The sequence below is a fragment of the Micromonospora sp. DH13 genome, from assembly GCF_020873825.1.
Classification (GTDB): Bacteria; Actinomycetota; Actinomycetes; order Mycobacteriales; family Micromonosporaceae; genus Micromonospora; species Micromonospora haikouensis.
Genome location: NZ_JAHWGR010000036.1, coordinates 60,517 through 77,488 on the forward strand (window position 1 = coordinate 60,517; position 16,972 = coordinate 77,488).

Here is a 16,972-nt window from a genome sequence, read left to right on the forward strand (position 1 = left end):
GAAGGGGCCCTTCCTTGCACTCAGTTGGGCAGGCGGACCGGCTCGGCCTGCTGGGCGTCCAGGCGGGAGATCCACCCGGTGACGTCGCGGGCCACGTCCTGGGCGGTGAGGCCCAGGTCGGCGAGGATCTGCGCGCGGGTGCCGTGCGGGTGCCAGTCGGCCGGCACCCCCAGGTCCCGCAGCGGTACCCGGACGTCGGCGTCCCGCATCGCCTGCGCGAGGGCGTCGCCGACGCCGCCGACGCGCACGCCGTCCTCGACGGTGACGACGAGCCGGTGGCCGGCGGCCAGCTCGACCATCTCGGCGGGGACCGGGCGCACCCAGCGCGGGTCGACCACGGTCACCCCGTAGCCCTGCTCGGCGACCCGGGCGGCGACCTCCATGCCGAGGTGGCCGAACGAGCCGACCGCGACCAGCAGCACGTCGGCGCGGTCCGCCTCGGCCAGCACGTCGACCGGACCGACCCGGCGCACGGCCGGCAGGTCGGCGGCGACGGTGCCGGTCGGGAACCGCACGACGGTGGGGCCGTCGTCCACGGCGATCGCCTCGCGCAGCTCCTCGCGCAGCGTCGCGGCGTCCCGGGGGGCGGCGATCCGCAGGCCCGGCACCACCCCGAAGACCGACATGTCCCAGATGCCGTAGTGGCTCGGCCCGTCCGGGCCGGTGATCCCGGCCCGGTCCAGCACGAACGTCACCGGCAGCTTGTGCATCGCCACGTCCAGCAGGACCTGGTCGAACGCCCGGTTGAGGAACGTCGCGTAGACCGCCACCACGGGGTGCAGCCCGCCGAGGGCCAGCCCGGCCGCCGAGGTGGCGGCGTGCTGCTCGGCGATGCCGACGTCGTAGACCCGGTCGGGGTGCTTGCGGGCCAGCTTGGCGATGCCGGTGGGCTCGGCCATCGCGGCGGTGATGCCCACCACGTCGGGCCGGGCGTCGGCGATCGCGACCAGCTCGTCGGCGAAGACCCCGGTCCACTTCACCGACGGGGCGGCGACCAGCTTGCCGGTTGCCACGTCGAACGCGCCGGGGCCGTGGAAGCAGTCGGCCTCGTCCTCCTCCGCCGGCCGGTAGCCGTAGCCCTTGCGGGTCACCGCGTGCACGATCACCGGGCCGCCGAAGTGCTTCGCCGCCCGCAGCGCCGACTCGACCGCGTCCAGGTCGTGGCCGTCGACCGGGCCGACGTACTTGATGCCGAGGTCCTCGAACATGGCCTGCGGGGCGACCGCGTCCTTGATGCCCTTCTTGACGGCGTGCAGCACCTCGTACATCGGGCGGCCGACCAGCGGCGTCGAGCCGAGGGCGTCCTTGACGGTGTCGAGGACCTTCTCGTAGCCGGGGTTGAGCCGCAGCGACGACAGGTGGTCGGCGAGGCCGCCGATGGTCGGCGCGTACGACCGGCCGTTGTCGTTGACGACGATCACCAGGGGGTTGCCGGAGGTGGCGATGTTGTTCAGCGCCTCCCAGCACATGCCGCCGGTCAGCGCCCCGTCGCCGACGACCGCCACCACGGAGCGCGCCTCGCCGCGCAGCGCGTACGCCTTGGCCAGCCCGTCGGCGTAGGACAGGGCGGTGGAGGCGTGCGAGTTCTCGATCAGGTCGTGCTCGCTCTCGGCCTGGCTCGGGTAGCCCGAGAGGCCGCCGCGCTGGCGCAGCCTGTCGAAGCCGTCCTGCCGGCCGGTGAGGATCTTGTGTACGTACGCCTGGTGGCCGGTGTCGAACAGGAGCCGGTCCCGGGGGGAGTCGAAGACCCGGTGCATCGCCAGTGTCAGCTCCACCACACCCAGGTTGGGGCCGACGTGCCCGCCGGTGCGGGAGACCTTGGCGATCAGGAAGTCACGGATCTCGGCGGCGAGGATGTCCAGCTGCTCGGCGGTCATCCGCTTCACGTCCTGCGGACCCCGCACCGTGGCCAGCAGCCGGCCGTGGTTGGCCGTGTCCTCTTCAGCACTCATGAGCGAAGAGTCTATCGGCCGCCCGGTAGTCCGCAGCCTGGCCGGGGAACGACCCCGCTGACCGGGTGCGCAGTCAGGAGACGATCACCAACCGTCGCGGCGGGGCGACCGGCGGGGCGTGCCGGTCCGGCCCGGCCGGCGTCCAGGAGCCCAGCACGGCCGCCTCGCGGGCCCCGGTCACCGACGGGACCGCCCCCGGCAGGCCGTGCCAGGACAGCCAGCCGAGCAGGGCGAACGCGTACGCCTCCTTGGCCTGGGCCGGCACCCCCAGCTCGTCGCTGGTCCGCAGCCGCCACCGGCCCGCCCCCAGGGCGGCCAGCCGGCCCCACAGGGTCCGGTTGCGCACCCCACCCCCGGCGGCGACCACCTCGGCCACCTGATGCCGGTCGCAGGCGGCGGCCACCGTCCGGGCGGTCAGCTCCGTCAGCGTGGCCAGCACGTCGTCGGCGGCCACGGGCTCGCCGAGCGCGGCGAGCCGGTCGTCGAGGTACCCGGCGTGGAACAGCTCCTTGCCGGTGGACTTGGGCGGCGGCGCGGCGTAGTAGGGCTCGGCGAGCAGCAGCTCCAGCAGGCCGGGGTGCACCCGGCCGGCCGCCGCCCGCGCCCCGTCGAGGTCGCAGGGGCGGCCGAGGAACCGTCGGGCCGCCGCGTCGAGCAGCGCGTTGGCCGGTCCCACGTCGTACCCGAGGGTCGGCGCGCCCGGGGCGACCACGGTGAGGTTGGCGATGCCGCCCAGGTTGAGCGCCGCCCGGGGCGGGCCGGCCCGGCCGCCCAGCAGCAGCGCGTCGAACGCCGGCACCAGGGGCGCGCCCTGCCCACCTGCGGCGACGTCGGCGGCGCGCAGGTCCGCCAGCACCGGCACGCCCACCCGCGCGGCCACCCGGGCCGGCGCGCCGAGCTGGAGGGTGCCGCGCACGGTGCCGCCGTCGACCCAGTGGAAGACGGTCTGCCCCGGCGAGACGACCGCGTCGACCCGCCCGCCGGCCAGCTCCACCCCGCGCGCCGCCGCGTCGGCGAACACCTCGCCGAGCCGGTTGTCCAGCCGGCAGACCGCCTCGATGGTGGTCGGGTGCGGCGGCAGCACCGCCTGGATCTGCGCCCGCAGCCCCTCGTCGTGGTCGAGGCCGACGTGGCCGAGCGGCCGCAGCCGCAGGTCGTCCCCGTCGACGGTGAACTCGGCGGCGACGACGTCCACCCCGTCGTACGACGTCCCCGACATCAACCCCACGATCCGCATGTAAGGAAGGGCCCCCTGTTAACGCTTTCTGTATAGGAAGGGCCCCCTGCAATCACCCCAGCGCCGGTTACCGCGCGGGTTGCAGGAGGCCGACCAGCTCGACGTGCCGGGTCATCGGGAACAGGTCGAAGCCGCGCAGCTCCGCCAGCTCCCAGCCGGCGTCGGCGAAGGTGCGCACGTCCCGGGCGAAGGCGGCCGGGTCGCAGGCCACGTACGCCACGGCGCGCGGGCCGGCCGCGACCACGTCCCGCACCACCCGCGCGCCCGCCCCGCTGCGCGGCGGGTCCAGCACCACCAGGTCCACCGGGCCGGTGATCCGGCGGCGGGCCAGGGCGGTCTCCACCCGGGCCCCCACCACCTCGACCCCGGGCAGGTCCCGCAGGTTGTCCCGGGCGGCGGCGACGCCCTCGCCGGCGGACTCGACGACGGTGACCCGGGCGGCCGGGCCGACCCGGGCGGCCACGGCGGCGGCGAACAGCCCCGCCCCTCCGTAGAGGTCCCAGGCCGACTCGCCCGGCTGCGGGTCGAGCAGGTCGAGCACCGCGCCGACCAGGGTGTCGGCCGCCGCCGGGTGCACCTGCCAGAAGCCGGACGCCGGCAGCGTCCACTCCCGGCCGGCGGCCACCTCCCGGACGGTCACCGGGCCGTCGGGCAGGACCGTCGCCGGGCCGTCGACCCGGGCTGCCGCCGCCCCGTCGGAGGGGACCGCCGACGGGGCGTCGACGCGGGTGGTCGGCCCGTCGGGCAGGGCGGTGACGGTGACGTCGCCGCCGGTCGAGGCCACCGCCTCCACCGCCTCGGCCGCCGGCCAGGGCCGCCCCAGCACCGGCAACGCCTGGATCGCCGGGTGGGCGATGAGGCAGCGGTCGATCGGCACCACCTCGTGCGAGCGGTGCTTGAGCAGCCCGGCCCGGCCGGCGGCGTCGACCGCGTACCGGACCCGGGAGCGCCAGCCGAGCGGCCCGCCGGGCAGCGCCGCGACCCGGACCCCGAGCCGGTCGATCTCCGCGTCGGTGAGGCCGGCGAGGCGGCTCAGCTGCTCGCGGACCACCGCGGCCTTCCAGTCGAGCTGGGCCGCGGGGGCGACGTGCTGCAGGTCGCAGCCGCCGCACAGACCCGGTTTCGCGTACGGGCAGGGCGGCGCGACCCGCTGCGGCGCGGCGTCGAGCACCGTCACCGCGTCGGCGCGGACGAACCCGCGGTGCACCTCGGTGACCTCGGCCACCACCCGCTCGCCGGGCAGCGCGTGCCGGACGAAGACCACCTGCCCGTCGACCCGGGCCACGCAGTGCCCGCCGGGGGCGACGGCGTCGACGGTCAGCTCGACCCGCTCGGCCTCCTCCAGCCCGCGCCGCTCGCCGTCGGCCGGTCCGGTGCCCGCCGGCCGGACCCGACCGTCGCTGCGGGCCGGTCCGGCACCCGCGCGGGACGCGTCCACGCCTGGCCGGGTCATCGCCGGTCCCCCTCGGTCGGGCCTTGCTCGCCGGGCGGGGCGGAGACCACCGGCGGCACCGGCGGGGGCAGGGTGCTGCGCGGGGCGACCCGGGGGCCGCGCGCCGGGCCCCGGCTCAGCGTCGCGTCGAGCCGGTCGAGGTTCTTGCCGGCGGTGGAGGCGAGCTGCCACGGCACGCTGGTGACCATGACGCCCGGCTCGAACAGCAGCCGCCCCTTGAGGCGCAGCGCGCTCTGGTTGTGCAACAGGTTCTCCCACCAGCGTCCGACGACGTACTCGGGAATGAAGACCGTGACCACGTCGCGCGGCGACTCCCGGCGGGTGTTGGCCACGAAGTCGAGGATCGGCCGGGTGATCTCCCGGTACGGCGAGTCGACCACGGTCAGCGGCACCGGCAGCTCCCGCCGCTCCCATTCGGCCTGGAGGTCCCGGGTGTCCTTCTCGTCGACGTTCACCGTCACCGCGGTCAGCGTGTCCGGGCGGGTGGCGCGGGCGTACGCGATGGCCCGCAGCGTCGGCTGGTGCAGCTTGCTGACCAGCACGATGGCGTGGTTGCGGGCGGGCAGCACGCCCCGGACCTCGGTCGGCTCCAGCTCGGCGGCGACCCGGTCGTAGTGCCGCCGGATGGCCAGCATCAGCACGTAGAGCACCGCCATCGCGGCGATGGCGATCCACGCGCCGAGCAGGAACTTGGTGATCAGCACGATGACCAGCACCGCGGCGGTCATCACCATGCCGAAGGCGTTGATGGCCCGGGACCTGATCATCCGGCGGCGGGCCTGCGGGTCCCGCTCGGTGCGCAGGTGCCGGTTCCAGTGCCGGATCATGCCGGCCTGGGAGAGGGTGAACGAGACGAAGACGCCGACGATGTAGAGCTGGATGAGCCGCGTCACCTCGGCCTGGAAGCCGACGATGAGCACGATCGCGGCGGCGGCGAGGAAGACGATGCCGTTGGAGAACGCCAGCCGGTCGCCCCGGGTGTGCAGCTGCCGGGGCAGGTAGCGGTCCTGGGCGAGGATGCTGCCGAGCACCGGGAAGCCGTTGAACGCGGTGTTGGCGGCGAGGAAGAGGATCAGCGCGGTCATCCCGGCGACCACGTAGAGCAGCACCGACCCGGAGCCGAAGACCGTCTCGCCGAGCTGGGCGGTGACGGTCTTCTGCACGTACCCGTCGGGGCCGGAGAGGATCTGCAGGTTCGGGTCCTCGACGAACTGGAGGCCGGTGAGCCGGGCCAGCCAGATGATGCCGACGAGCATGCTCACCGCGATGGTGCCGAGCAGCAGCAGGGTGGTGGCGGCGTTGCGGCTCTTCGGGGCCTTGAACGCGGGCACCCCGTTGGAGATCGCCTCCACGCCGGTGAGCGCGGCGCAGCCGGAGGAGAAGGTCCGCAGCAGCAGGAAGACCAAGGCGAACCCGGTGACGCTGTGCTCGGCCTGGATCTCCAGGCCGGCGCTGGGCGCGCGCAGGTCGTGGCCAAGCACGAAGTACCGGACCAGGCCGGTGACGATCATGCCGCCGATGACGATCACGAAGCCGTACGTCGGGATGGCGAACGCGGTGCCGGACTCGCGCAGGCCGCGCAGGTTCATCGCGGTGAGCAGCACCACCGCGCTGACGGCGATGAGCACCTTGTGGGTGGCCACGAACGGCACCACCGACCCCAGGTTGGCCACGCCGGAGGAGACCGACACGGCCACGGTGAGCACGTAGTCGACCAGCAGCGCGCTGGCCACCGCGAGGCCGGCCCGGGGGCCGAGGTTGACGGTGGCCACCTCGTAGTCGCCGCCCCCGGAGGGGTAGGCGTGCACGTTCTGCCGGTAGCTGGCCACCACCGTGAGCATCACCACCACCACGGCGAGGGCGATCCACGGCGAGAAGAGGAACGCCGACGCGCCCGCGATGGAGAGCGTCAGCAGGATCTCGTCGGGGGCGTACGCGACACTGGAGAGGGCGTCGGAGGCGAAGACCGGCAGCGCGATGCGCTTCGGCAGGAGGGTGTGCTGGAGCCGGTCGGACCGGAACGGTCGACCGACGAGCAGCCGCTTCAGCAGCGAGGTGGGACTGGCCACAAGCGCTAAGGGTACGACCACGGTTCCGTGGTCGCCCGGGGGTGGCGGAGCGGGAGGTTCGACCGGGCGGGGTACCGTCGTGCCCCGCTGGTAACCCCGACGTGGCAGGCTCGCAGTCGAGGGGTCGACGGCGGACGGGTGCGCGCACCTTGGGAGGGACACGTGCATGTCGTGATCATGGGCTGCGGCCGGGTCGGGTCGACCCTGGCCCAGAGCCTGGAGTCCCGGGGGCACTCGGTGGCGGTGATCGACCAGGACGCCGACGCGTTCCGCCGGCTCAGCCCGGACTTCGCGGGCATCACGGTGACCGGCGCGGGCTTCGACGGCGAGGTGCTCCGGCAGGCCGGCATCGAGCGGGCGGACGCCTTCGCGGCGGTCTCCAGCGGCGACAACTCCAACATCATCTCGGCCCGGCTGGCCCGCGAGACGTTCGGCGTCTCCCGGGTCGCCGCGCGCATCTACGACCAGCGCCGGGCCCAGGTCTACGAGCGGCTGGGCATCCCGACCGTGGCCACCGTGCGGTGGACGGCCGACCGGATGCTGCGCCACCTGGTGCCCGAGGGCAACGTGGAGATCTTCCGCGATCCGACCAGCACCGTCTCGATCGTCGAGGTGCCGGTGCACAAGGACTGGATCGGCCGGCCGCTGCGGGCGCTGGAGGAGGCGAGCGGGGCGCGGGTGGCGTACCTGATCCGCTTCGGCATCGGCACCCTGCCCACCGGCTCCACCGCCGTGCAGGAGGGCGACCAGGTCTTCATGCTGGTCACCGACGACATCGTGGCGTCGGCGACCTCGGTGGCGGGCAGCCCGCCGGAAGGAGCGCACTGAGCATGCGGATCGCCATCGCCGGCGCCGGCAACGTGGGCCGCTCGATCGCGCAGGAGCTGATCGACAACGGCCACCAGGTGATGCTGATCGAGCGCCAGCCCCGGATGCTGCGGCCCGACCGGGTGCCGGCGGCCGAGTGGGTGCTCGCCGACGCCTGCGAGCTGGCCAGCCTGGAGGAGGCCAACGTCGCCGGCTGTGATGTGGTGGTCGCGGCGACCGGGGACGACAAGGTCAACCTGGTGGTGTCGCTGCTGGCCAAGACCGAGTTCGCGGTGCCCCGGGTGGTGGCCCGGGTCAACCGGGCCGAGAACGAGTGGCTGTTCACCGAGCAGTGGGGCGTCGACGTCGCGGTGAGCAAGCCGCGGGTGATGGCGGCCCTGGTCGAGGAGGCGGTGACCGTCGGCGACCTGGTGCGGCTGATGACGTTCCGGCAGGGCGAGGCGAACCTGGTGGAGATCACCCTGCCGCCGACCGCGCCGTACGTGGGGCAGCCGATCCACGCCGTGCCGATCCCCCGCGACGCCGCCCTGGTGGCCATCCTGCGCGGCAAGCGGGTGCTGGTGCCCAGCCCGGACGACCCGATCGAGGCCGGCGACGAGCTGATCTTCGTGTGCACGGCGGAGGTGGAGGACGACGTCCGCGCGGTGATCCTCGGCACGGACAGCATCGAGCGGACCCGCGGCGCGGGCTGAGCCTGGTGGCCGGGCGACGCCGTCGGTGAGGGCGGGCGCGGTGCCCGGTGGCCGCCGCCCGGGAGGATCAGCCGCCGGGCAGGGGCTCCGGGGCCGCCGTCGGCTCCTGCCCCGCCTCCGCCCGCTCGCGGGTCACCCGGCGCACCGTCCAGACCGTGATCAGCAGCAGCAGCGCGTACGGCGGGTAGCCCAGCGCCAGCCGGGCCACGCCGAGCGCGGTGTCCTGGTGGGCGAGGTAGAGCCCGGCCTGCACGCCGACCTTGGCCAGCCACACCACGCCCCACAGGACGGTGAGCTGGGTGAAGGTCCGCACGAGGCGCGGGTCGTCCCGCCACTCGGAGCGCCCCTTGGCCACCAGCACCGACCAGATCCAGCCCACGAGGGGCTGCTTGACCGCGGCCGAGACCAGCAGGGCCAGCCCGTAGCCGATGCCGTAGAGGATGCCGGGGAGGTAGAAGTCACGCTCGTCGCCGGTGCGCCAGGCGATGGCCGCGCCGATGCCGATGCCGAACAGGCCGTTGACCGCGTGCCGCACCGGCCGGCGCTGGACCAGCCGCAGCGCGGCGATGAGCAGCGCCACGGACACCGAGGCGATGACGGCGGGGCGCAGCTCGCCGACGACGTTGGCGACGACGAAGACGACCACCGGGATGCTCGACTCGACCAGCCCGCGCCAGCCGCCGAGCTGGTCGGCCATCTGCTCGGCGAGGGTCGGCAGCGGCGCCTCGTCCTCCGGCCCGGTGCCGGGCTCGGCCGCCCGCTGGGCTCCGGTGGTCATCGCGGCCCTCCCGTCGGGGGCGTGCGGGTCGTCACTTCGGCGGCTCCAACTCGTAGTACGGGTTGTAGATGACCTTGCGGTCGTCGCGCACCGCCACCCGGCCCCTGGCCGTCAGGTGCCGGCCCGGCTCGATGCCGGCGATGTGCCGCCGCCCGAGCCAGACCAGGGTCACCACGTCGCTGCCATCATATAGATCGGCTTCGAGGGTGGGGAGGTTCGTCCGGGGGGTGTAGACGACCGTGCGCAGCCGGCCGTTGACGCAGACGACCTGGCCCCGCGCGCACTGCCGGGCCGGCACGCCGCCGGACTCGGCGCTCTCCCGGCGCAGCTCCTGCGCCTCGATCTCGGCCTCGCTCGCGGTGAGCCGGTGCAGCAGCCGCCGGAACGAGACCCGGCCGCCCTCCTCGGTCGTCATGACCGCGTCAACCTCTCCTCCGCCGGCAGGCCGCGCCGGCACCGGTGCGGCCTGCGTGGGCGAGGCCGTCCCGCCAGCGTACGCCGGCCGGCGCGGGGTCGGGACCGGCGGCCCGCCCCGGGCCGGCCCGGCGACGGTACGCCGACGGCGGGCCCGGGTAGGCCGGTCGGTGCCCCGCTCAGGCCTCGACGGGCGGGGTGGCCTGATCGGCGACCTCGCGCGGCAGGCGCAGCGGCAGCGGCTCCCGCACCGGCTTGGCCTCCTGACCGCGGTCGACGACCAGCCCGTCCAGGCACTCGCGCAGCGGGCCGGCGGCGGCCGGGTCGGTCGCGGCGGCGCCCTGGTAGACGCCGCGCACCATCCAGCGCGGGCCGTCGATCCCGACGAACCGCAGGTCGGTCAGGCCGTCCGGGGTGCGCACCCGGGCGTGCAGCTCCGGGCCGTACTCGCCCTGTGCCTCCTGGGCCGCCGCGCCGTCGTTGAACAGCGACTGCCGGATCTCCTCGCGCACCTCGTCCCAGATGCCCTCGGAGCGGGGCGCGGCGAAGACGCCGAGCTGCAGGGCGCTCTGCCCGTGCACCAGCACGACCTGCTGGATCACGCCCTCCGGGTCGGCCTGCACCCGCACCTCCACGTCGGCCACCGCCGGGATGTGCAGGCTGCCCAGGTCGAGCCGCTGCACCCCGTCGGGGGCCTCGGCGACGTCGTACGGGCCGCGCGCCGGTGCCTCGGCGGTCGCGCCGTCGACGGCCTCGGCGGGCCGCTCGTCACGGGCCTGCCGACCGTCACCGGCCCGCTTTCGGGAGAAGATCACTGCACCCACCCTCCGCTGTTCGCACTCACCCTGCCACCTCTTCCGGCTGCCCGCCGGCCCGGTCCGCCGGCGGCGGGACGAGCCCGGCGTGCCCGCCGGTCGAGCCGTGCCCGCCGACGCCCCGCCGGGACGGCGGCAGCTCGGCCACCGGCCGGAAATCGGCCCGCGCCACCCGCTGGACAACGAGTTGCGCGATCCGATCGCCACGGGCGATCTTCGCCGGTGTCTCCCGATCATGATTGATCAGGTTGACGAGGATCTCACCCCGGTAGCCGGCGTCGACCGTACCGGGCGCGTTGAGCACCGTCACGCCGAGCCTGGCCGCCAGGCCCGACCGGGGGTGCACCAGACCCACGTACCCCTCCGGGAGGGCGATCGCCAGGCCGGTCGGGACCAGGGCCCGGCCGCCGGGGGGCAGTTCCACGTCCGCGGCGGCCACCAGGTCCGCCCCGGCGTCGCCGGGATGGGAGTACGCCGGCAGCGGCAGCTGCGGGTCGAGCCGCCGCACGGGCACGGGTACGTCGTCGGTCACGGTCTGCCTCTTCCGTCCGGTTCACGGGGTGCCCTGTCATCCTGCCGGGTCGACCAGCCGTCGCGCGCCGTACCCTGGCAGGAGTGAGCCGATCGCCCGCCCCCACCTCCGCCACGACCGCCACCACGTACGCGGAGCGGCTCAGCCTGCCGTGGTGGCTCTGGCTGGCCGGGCCGGCCCTCGGCGGATTCCTCGCGCTGGAGCTGTGGCTGGGCGCGGGCGGCCTGCGCGCCTGGCTGCCGTTCGTGGTGCTGCTGCCGGCGACGGTGGCCGCCCTGTGGTGGCTGGGCCGCGTCCGGGTCGCCGTGGCCGACGGCGAGCTGCGGGTGGACGACGCCCGCCTGCCCGTGCGGTTCGTGGCCGACGCCGTCCCGTTGGACGCCGCCGGCCGCCGCGAGGTGCTCGGCGTCGGGGCGGACCCGCTCGCGTTCGTGGTGCAGCGCCCCTGGATCGCCGGGGCGGTGCAGGTGGTGTTGGACGACCCGGCCGACCCCACCCCGTTCTGGGTGGTCAGCACCCGCGACCCGGTACGCCTGGCCGCCGCGCTCCTCGCCGCCCGCGACGCCAACCCGTCGTCGCCGGCCTGAGCCCGCCCGCGACGCTGAGGCGCCCGCACGCACCCGCCTCGGCGGTCAGGGCAGGGCGGGCGGCGGGCCGGGCAGCTCGCGCCGCTGCCGCCCGAGGTCCTTGCGGAGCTGCTCGCCGAGGGACCGGGTGGCCCGCCGGTTGAGATAGCTGGCGACAGCCGCCCCGGTGAGGAACGGGCCGAGCGTGGTCAGGTTGCGGCCGAAGCGCTTGAGCAGGGTGTCCCGCAGCTCCTTGCGGGCCGCCGTGCCGAGCACCGCGCCGACGCCCACCCCGGGCATCATCGGGTTGATCCCCCGCTGGCTGGCCCAGGACTGCACCACGGCCACCGTCCGCTGGGTGCCGGCGGTGGGCAGCGGGGCACCGTACACCTCGTGCAGCTCGCCGATCAGCTTCAGCTCGACGGCCACCACGGCGACCGTCTCGGCGGCCAGCAGCACCGGCGCGGAGAGCAGCGTCGGCGCGACCGCCCACTCGACGGCCGCGACTCCCCCGCCGGCCGCGCCGATCGCGGCGGTCGTCCGGGCGGCGTTGCGGACCAGCCGGTCGGCGAGGGCCTCGTCGTCCAGGCCGGGAAAGTGCCGGCGCAGGGTGGCCAGGTCCCGGATCGGCACGTGCGGGGCGACGTCGGCGACCGCGTCGGTCATCCAGCGGACGGCGGCGCGCGGCTTGAACAGGTCGGCGAGGCCCCGGCCTCGGACCTGGCCGACCAGCCGGGTCAGCAGCTGCCGCCGGCGGGCCGGCTCGACGTCGTCGGCGGTCAGCGCGGCGACCGTCGCGCCCAGCTCCTCCCCCGCGCCGGTGCCGCCCGGCCGGGCGGCCTCGGACCCGGTGCGGGCGCGGCTCGGCGGGGCGGGCTCCGGCCCGCCGGTGCCGTCGGTGGCGGGCCGCCCGCCGTCGTCGCTGCGCTCGACCATGCGTCGACCTCCCGGTGCTTCGGCGGGTGGGGAACCGTCCCGACGAGTCAAGCAGTTCCCCGCCACCGGCGCACGGCGGTGCCGTGGGCCGGTGGCGCACCGGCGGGCGCGGACGTGCCCGGGATCGGCGGCTCCCACAGCGGCGGCCTCACCGATGAGGCCGCCGCTGATGTCGCCGGATGGAGGCGCTGGTGTCCCCCGTCGAGGTGCTGGTGTGCCCTGTCGCGGTCAGACGCACTCGCGGCAGATCAGCTCGCCGTTGCGCTCGACCGCCAGCTGGCTGCGGTGGTGGACCAGGAAGCAGCGGGCGCATCGGAACTCGTCCTGCTGCATCGGTAGCACCTTGACCGTGAGCTCCTCGTCGGCCAGGTCAGCACCGGGGAGCTCGAAGCTCTCGGCCACCTCGGCCTCGTCGACGTCCACGGCGCCCGACTGTGAGTCGACCCGCCGGGCCTTGAGCTCTTCCAGGCTGTCCTCGCCGAGGTCGACCTCGTCGCGACGCGGGGCGTCGTAGTCGGTGGCCATCGGTTTCACTCTCCCATATCGATATGGTCGCTCCCGGTTGTAACGCCGGAAGGCGCTGTTTCGGTTCCACTGCCGGCCACCAACTTTTGTCGGTCACCCGACCCGGCCACCGGCCGGACCGGGTCCGCCAGAGAAACTCCCCCAGCGAGCGCGGTACCTTACCCCCCTCGGGCGAGGCATGTATACCGCCCTCGCGGCTCAGATGTACGCCCCAGACCTCGAAGTTGTTCCCAATGTGACTCAGGCGACACGAAGATAGGGGTAGTACTACCCGCTTCCCGGTTGGCGCGCCGGCATGTCGGACTGTTTCCACGCGACCGCCGGACAACCGTTAGCCTCAGCGGCGTACTCGACGGCCGGCGGGGCGGCCCACCCGCCCCCGGCCGCCGCCACCCAATCACCGTCCGGGGAGCGCCAGGATGAGCTTTGCGCGAGTGCGAGCACTCGTAGTCGTCGGTCTGCTGGCGGTCGTCGCCCTGGTCTTCGTGGTCGTGGCCGTGGTCCGCGACACCCAGGGCAAGGGCGGCGCGGCAGCCGGCTGCCCCGAGGGCGCGCCGCTGGCGGACGTGACCCTGCACGAGAACAAGGACGTGAAGATCAACGTCTACAACGCCACCGACGAGGCGGGTCTCGCCAAGAAGGTGGCGGACGACTTCCGCAACCGCAAGTTCCAGGTGAAGAAGGAGGGCAACGCCAAGCAGCAGCTCGACGGCGTCGCCGTCCTGCAGTACGGCCCGAAGGGCGTCGGCTCCGCCCACCTGCTGCGCGCGTACTTCCTCAACAACGCCGAGCCGAAGTTCGACATCAAGCGCAAGGACGACACGGTCGACGTGGTCCTGGGCAACAGCTTCGCCCAGCTCGCCACCACCACGGAGGTCAACCAGTCCCTCGGCGACCTGGGCGCCCCGGTCGCCCCGGCCGGCACCTGCCCGATGCCCGTCGACAAGTGACCGGGCCGGCCGGCCCGGTCACCTCCGGGCGGTCAGGGGCCGCCCGAGGCGTCCAGGTCGGCCAGCCGGTCGTGCAGCGGCGCGAACAGCGCCGGCGGGGCCGCGATCACCAGGTCCGGGCCCGCCGGCCGCCCGCCGAGCCCGCCGACCAGCAGCCCGGCCTCGGTGCCGACCAGCGCGCCGGCCGCGTGGTCCCAGAGGTTCAGGCCCTTCTCGTAGTACGCGTCCAGCCGCCCCTCGGCGGCCAGGCAGAGGTCCACCGAGGCGGCCCCCTGCCGGCGGACGTCCCGCACGTGGCCGATCAGCCCGGCGAGCACCCGGGCCTGGTGGGTCCGGCGGGCCGGGTCGTAGCCGAAGCCGGTGGCGACCAGCGCCTGCCCGAGGTCGGTCTCGGCCGAGCAGCGCAGCCGCTCCCCGGCCCGGTACGCGCCACCCCCGGCGGTGGCCGTCCACTCGTCGCCGGTGAACACGTTGCGCACCACGCCCGCGACCACCTGGCCGTCGACCTCGGCGGCCAGCGACACCGCGCAGCACGGCAGCCCGTAGAGGTAGTTGACCGTCCCGTCGATCGGGTCGAGGATCCAGCGCACCCGGGCGGCCGGGGCGGCGTCGCCCGCGCCGTACTCCTCCCCCAGGACCGCGTCGTGCGGCCGGAGCCGGCGCAGCGCGTCGAGCACCTGCCGCTCCACGGCCCGGTCGGCGGCGGTGACCACGTCGGTGACGGTGGACTTGGTGGCGGCCACCGACACCCCCTCGGCCCACATCCGGTGCGCGGTCGCCGCCGCGGCCCGGGCGACATCGACGGCGATCTCCAACAGTTCCCCGGGTGGCGGCACCGCGCGGTCCATAGGTTCGTCCCCTTCCCGCACGACCGGACCCGTCCGGGTCGCGCGCGAGTATCATCCTTACAAAGTCCACATCTGCGTCGAATCGGCGGTCCCGCCAGTCGGTCCGCCGTGCGGCGCAGGATGATCGCGGCAGACGGCGTTACAATTCACCCTGCCCACGCGCCACGGACCGCCAGCCACCGGCCGGCCCGGGACACGGGGGTCCCTCAACGACATCGCCCGGCACCGTGTTCCGCGCCGCGTCGGGCAACCCGGCCGTGCTCGCTTTTCGCCTCCGGAAGGTCTTCGTGACAGAACCCCGCCAGACCGGCGCCGACGTTCGCTCGCTCACCGACACCCTGATCGCCCACGCGCAGAGCGCCGGCGGCCAGCTCACGTCGGCCCAGCTCGCGCGCACCGTCGAGTCCGCCGAGGTGACTCCGGCCCAGGCCAAGAAGATCCTGCGTGCGCTCGCGGAAGCGGGGGTGACCGTGGTCGTCGACGGCTCGGCCAGCCCGCGCCGCCGGGTCGCCGCCGCCCGGTCCGCCACCCCGGCGTCCCGGGCCACCACCGCCAAGACCACGAAGAAGGTGGCCGCGCCCGCTCCGAAGCAGGCGCCCGCCGCCGACGACGCCCCCGCGCCGGCTCCCCGGAAGGTCGCCGCGCGCAAGGCGACGACCGAGGCGGTGGCGAAGGCCGCCGTCCCGGCGAAGGTCGCGCGGCCCACCCGGGCCACCAAGGCGACGGTGGCCGCCGCCGCGGGCAAGCCGGCCAAGGCTGCCGCCAAGCCCAAGGGCGAGGGCGCCGAGGGCGACATCGATCCGGAGGAGCTCGCCGCCGAGATCGAGGACGTGGTGGTCGAGGAGCCGGCCGAGCTGGCCCAGGCCGCCGCGGCCGACGCCGCCAGCTCCGCCACCGACAACGACTTCGAGTGGGACGACGAGGAGTCCGAGGCGCTCAAGCAGGCGCGTCGCGACGCCGAGCTGACCGCCTCCGCCGACTCCGTGCGGGCCTACCTCAAGCAGATCGGCAAGGTGCCCCTGCTCAACGCCGAGCAGGAGGTGGAGCTCGCCAAGCGGATCGAGGCGGGCCTCTACGCCGCCGAGCGGCTGCGCGCCGCCGAGGAGGGCGAGGAGAAGCTGGTCCGGGAGATGGTCCGCGACCTCGGCTGGATCTCCCGCGACGGCGAGCGGGCCAAGAACCACCTGCTGGAGGCCAACCTCCGGCTGGTGGTGTCGCTGGCCAAGCGCTACACCGGCCGGGGCATGGCGTTCCTCGACCTCATCCAGGAGGGCAACCTCGGCCTGATCCGGGCGGTCGAGAAGTTCGACTACACCAAGGGCTACAAGTTCTCCACGTACGCGACCTGGTGGATCCGGCAGGCGATCACCCGGGCGATGGCCGACCAGGCCCGCACCATCCGCATCCCGGTGCACATGGTCGAGGTGATCAACAAGCTCGGCCGGATCCAGCGCGAGCTGCTCCAGGACCTGGGCCGCGAGCCCACCCCGGAGGAGCTGGCCAAGGAGATGGACATCACACCCGAGAAGGTGCTGGAGATCCAGCAGTACGCTCGGGAGCCCATCTCGCTCGACCAGACCATCGGTGACGAGGGCGACAGTCAGCTCGGCGACTTCATCGAGGACTCGGAGGCCGTCGTCGCGGTCGACGCCGTCTCCTTCTCCCTGCTGCAGGACCAGCTCCAGCAGGTGCTCCAGACGCTGTCCGAGCGTGAGGCGGGCGTGGTCCGGCTCCGCTTCGGCCTGACCGACGGCCAGCCGCGCACGCTGGACGAGATCGGCCAGGTCTACGGCGTGACCCGGGAGCGGATCCGGCAGATCGAGTCGAAGACGATGTCGAAACTGCGTCACCCGTCGCGGTCACAGGTTCTCCGTGACTACCTGGACTGACCCGCGTTCGTCAACTGCCCGTGTCGCTTTGATCACCAGCCGTACAACACCCGATGGTGATCGGTCGGTTGCACGATTGTGATCGTTGACGTGGCACCCTTGGTGCACGGCACACTGTTGCCGCCAGGTGTGACCTCGGTCCCCCGCGGGCACACAGGGAAGGCAAGACCCTCGTCGGGTGTTGCACGATAGGTGAGCAACGACCGACGAGATTGTTCATCGGTGACGACCAGAGGAGGAAGGCGATGACCCCGACCCTCACGCCGCCGCCCGAGACGGTGGCTCCCCCAGCCGCCGATGAACGGTGCGACCGCTGCAACGCTGCCGGCAAGCTCCGTATCACTCTGGCGGGCGGGAGCGAGCTGGTGTTCTGTGGGCACCACGCGAACAAGTACGCGGAGGATCTCGTGAAGATCACCGTGCGGTACGCGACGGACCCCGAGTTCAGCTGGCGTGGCGCCGATCTCATGGCGAACTGACCCCAAGAG

At 74.3% G+C, this 16,972-nt stretch carries 17 protein-coding genes; 6 read left to right on the forward strand and 11 right to left on the reverse strand.

The window, feature by feature from the left end:
- Window positions 1-20: 20 nt before the first annotated feature.
- The 4 genes from dxs to LPA42_RS27595 all read right to left on the reverse strand — a co-directional run bounded on the left by dxs (window position 21) and on the right by LPA42_RS27595 (window position 6,711).
- Entirely contained in the window at window positions 21-1,952 is a 1,932-nt protein-coding gene (dxs, locus tag LPA42_RS27580) for a 1-deoxy-D-xylulose-5-phosphate synthase (protein WP_077936799.1), read from the reverse strand.
- 73 nt (window positions 1,953-2,025) lie between these two features.
- Window positions 2,026-3,189, reverse strand: a complete 1,164-nt coding sequence (locus LPA42_RS27585) for an anhydro-N-acetylmuramic acid kinase (protein WP_077936798.1) — start codon at window positions 3,187-3,189, stop codon at window positions 2,026-2,028.
- Between the two features lie 67 nt (window positions 3,190-3,256).
- Window positions 3,257-4,642, reverse strand: coding sequence for a class I SAM-dependent RNA methyltransferase (locus LPA42_RS27590; RefSeq protein WP_077936797.1), 1,386 nt, complete (start codon window positions 4,640-4,642; stop codon window positions 3,257-3,259).
- Window positions 4,639-6,711: an APC family permease gene (locus LPA42_RS27595; protein ID WP_077936796.1), complete on the reverse strand. Its 2,073-nt coding sequence runs from the start codon at window positions 6,709-6,711 to the stop codon at window positions 4,639-4,641. The genes LPA42_RS27590 and LPA42_RS27595 overlap by 4 nt, the downstream gene beginning before the upstream one ends.
- Window positions 6,712-6,873: 162 nt before the next feature.
- On the opposite strand from LPA42_RS27595, the gene LPA42_RS27600 reads away from it, so the two are divergent.
- Both LPA42_RS27600 and LPA42_RS27605 read left to right on the forward strand, forming a co-directional pair.
- The gene (locus tag LPA42_RS27600) at window positions 6,874-7,539 is read left to right on the forward strand and encodes a TrkA family potassium uptake protein (protein ID WP_043962519.1); all 666 of its coding nucleotides are present in this window, start codon (window positions 6,874-6,876) and stop codon (window positions 7,537-7,539) included.
- A 2-nt stretch (window positions 7,540-7,541) separates the two neighbouring features.
- Window positions 7,542-8,231: a TrkA family potassium uptake protein gene (locus LPA42_RS27605; RefSeq protein ID WP_043962518.1), complete on the forward strand. Its 690-nt coding sequence runs from the start codon at window positions 7,542-7,544 to the stop codon at window positions 8,229-8,231.
- A 67-nt stretch (window positions 8,232-8,298) separates the two neighbouring features.
- On the opposite strand, the gene LPA42_RS27610 is transcribed toward LPA42_RS27605, so the two are convergent.
- From LPA42_RS27610 to dut, 4 genes are all read right to left on the reverse strand, one after another.
- The gene (locus LPA42_RS27610; protein WP_077936795.1) at window positions 8,299-9,009 is read right to left on the reverse strand and encodes a DUF3159 domain-containing protein; all 711 of its coding nucleotides are present in this window, start codon (window positions 9,007-9,009) and stop codon (window positions 8,299-8,301) included.
- 31 nt (window positions 9,010-9,040) lie between these two features.
- Window positions 9,041-9,424 (reverse strand): OB-fold nucleic acid binding domain-containing protein, encoded by a 384-nt coding sequence (locus LPA42_RS27615; RefSeq protein WP_043962516.1) that lies wholly within the window; start codon window positions 9,422-9,424, stop codon window positions 9,041-9,043.
- Between the two features lie 178 nt (window positions 9,425-9,602).
- A complete protein-coding gene (locus LPA42_RS27620; RefSeq protein WP_077936794.1) occupies window positions 9,603-10,238 on the reverse strand; it encodes a DUF3710 domain-containing protein in 636 nt (211 codons plus the stop codon).
- A gap of 25 nt (window positions 10,239-10,263) precedes the next feature.
- Entirely contained in the window at window positions 10,264-10,770 is a 507-nt protein-coding gene (gene dut / locus LPA42_RS27625; protein ID WP_043962514.1) for a dUTP diphosphatase, read from the reverse strand.
- An 83-nt stretch (window positions 10,771-10,853) separates the two neighbouring features.
- Between dut and LPA42_RS27630 the strand changes: the two genes are divergently transcribed.
- A complete protein-coding gene (locus tag LPA42_RS27630) occupies window positions 10,854-11,357 on the forward strand; it encodes a DUF3093 domain-containing protein (RefSeq protein WP_077936793.1) in 504 nt (167 codons plus the stop codon).
- Between the two features lie 45 nt (window positions 11,358-11,402).
- On the opposite strand, the gene LPA42_RS27635 is transcribed toward LPA42_RS27630, so the two are convergent.
- Window positions 11,403-12,272: a hypothetical protein gene (locus LPA42_RS27635; RefSeq protein ID WP_228986962.1), complete on the reverse strand. Its 870-nt coding sequence runs from the start codon at window positions 12,270-12,272 to the stop codon at window positions 11,403-11,405.
- A gap of 228 nt (window positions 12,273-12,500) precedes the next feature.
- Window positions 12,501-12,797 carry a DUF4193 domain-containing protein gene (locus LPA42_RS27640; RefSeq protein ID WP_007075406.1) on the reverse strand — a complete coding sequence of 99 codons (297 nt, stop codon included), beginning with the start codon at window positions 12,795-12,797 and terminating at the stop codon, window positions 12,501-12,503.
- A 434-nt stretch (window positions 12,798-13,231) separates the two neighbouring features.
- On the opposite strand from LPA42_RS27640, the gene LPA42_RS27645 reads away from it, so the two are divergent.
- Window positions 13,232-13,747 (forward strand): LytR C-terminal domain-containing protein, encoded by a 516-nt coding sequence (locus tag LPA42_RS27645; protein WP_176734137.1) that lies wholly within the window; start codon window positions 13,232-13,234, stop codon window positions 13,745-13,747.
- A 32-nt stretch (window positions 13,748-13,779) separates the two neighbouring features.
- Here the strand turns inward: LPA42_RS27645 and LPA42_RS27650 are convergent, their stop codons facing one another.
- Complete coding sequence (locus LPA42_RS27650; protein WP_077936792.1) at window positions 13,780-14,595, reverse strand: inositol monophosphatase family protein; 816 nt, start codon at window positions 14,593-14,595, stop codon at window positions 13,780-13,782.
- A 287-nt stretch (window positions 14,596-14,882) separates the two neighbouring features.
- Here LPA42_RS27650 and LPA42_RS27655 point away from each other — a divergent pair, with 287 nt between their 5' ends.
- Window positions 14,883-16,484 (forward strand): RNA polymerase sigma factor, encoded by a 1,602-nt coding sequence (locus tag LPA42_RS27655; RefSeq protein WP_043964218.1) that lies wholly within the window; start codon window positions 14,883-14,885, stop codon window positions 16,482-16,484.
- Between the two features lie 245 nt (window positions 16,485-16,729).
- Window positions 16,730-16,963 (forward strand): hypothetical protein, encoded by a 234-nt coding sequence (locus LPA42_RS27660; RefSeq protein ID WP_036374862.1) that lies wholly within the window; start codon window positions 16,730-16,732, stop codon window positions 16,961-16,963.
- Window positions 16,964-16,972 lie beyond the last annotated feature (9 nt).

Coding starts and splice junctions, on each gene's coding strand:
- LPA42_RS27660 (WP_036374862.1), top strand. CDS start 16,730: ATGACCCCGACCCTCACGCCGCCGCCCGAGACGGTGGCTCCCCCAGCC.
- LPA42_RS27650 (WP_077936792.1), bottom strand. CDS start 14,595: ATGGACCGCGCGGTGCCGCCACCCGGGGAACTGTTGGAGATCGCCGTC.
- LPA42_RS27615 (WP_043962516.1), bottom strand. CDS start 9,424: ATGACGACCGAGGAGGGCGGCCGGGTCTCGTTCCGGCGGCTGCTGCAC.
- LPA42_RS27640 (WP_007075406.1), bottom strand. CDS start 12,797: ATGGCCACCGACTACGACGCCCCGCGTCGCGACGAGGTCGACCTCGGC.
- LPA42_RS27610 (WP_077936795.1), bottom strand. CDS start 9,009: ATGACCACCGGAGCCCAGCGGGCGGCCGAGCCCGGCACCGGGCCGGAG.
- LPA42_RS27590 (WP_077936797.1), bottom strand. CDS start 4,642: ATGACCCGGCCAGGCGTGGACGCGTCCCGCGCGGGTGCCGGACCGGCC.
- LPA42_RS27585 (WP_077936798.1), bottom strand. CDS start 3,189: ATGCGGATCGTGGGGTTGATGTCGGGGACGTCGTACGACGGGGTGGAC.
- LPA42_RS27605 (WP_043962518.1), top strand. CDS start 7,542: ATGCGGATCGCCATCGCCGGCGCCGGCAACGTGGGCCGCTCGATCGCG.
- dxs (WP_077936799.1), bottom strand. CDS start 1,952: ATGAGTGCTGAAGAGGACACGGCCAACCACGGCCGGCTGCTGGCCACG.
- LPA42_RS27635 (WP_228986962.1), bottom strand. CDS start 12,272: ATGGTCGAGCGCAGCGACGACGGCGGGCGGCCCGCCACCGACGGCACC.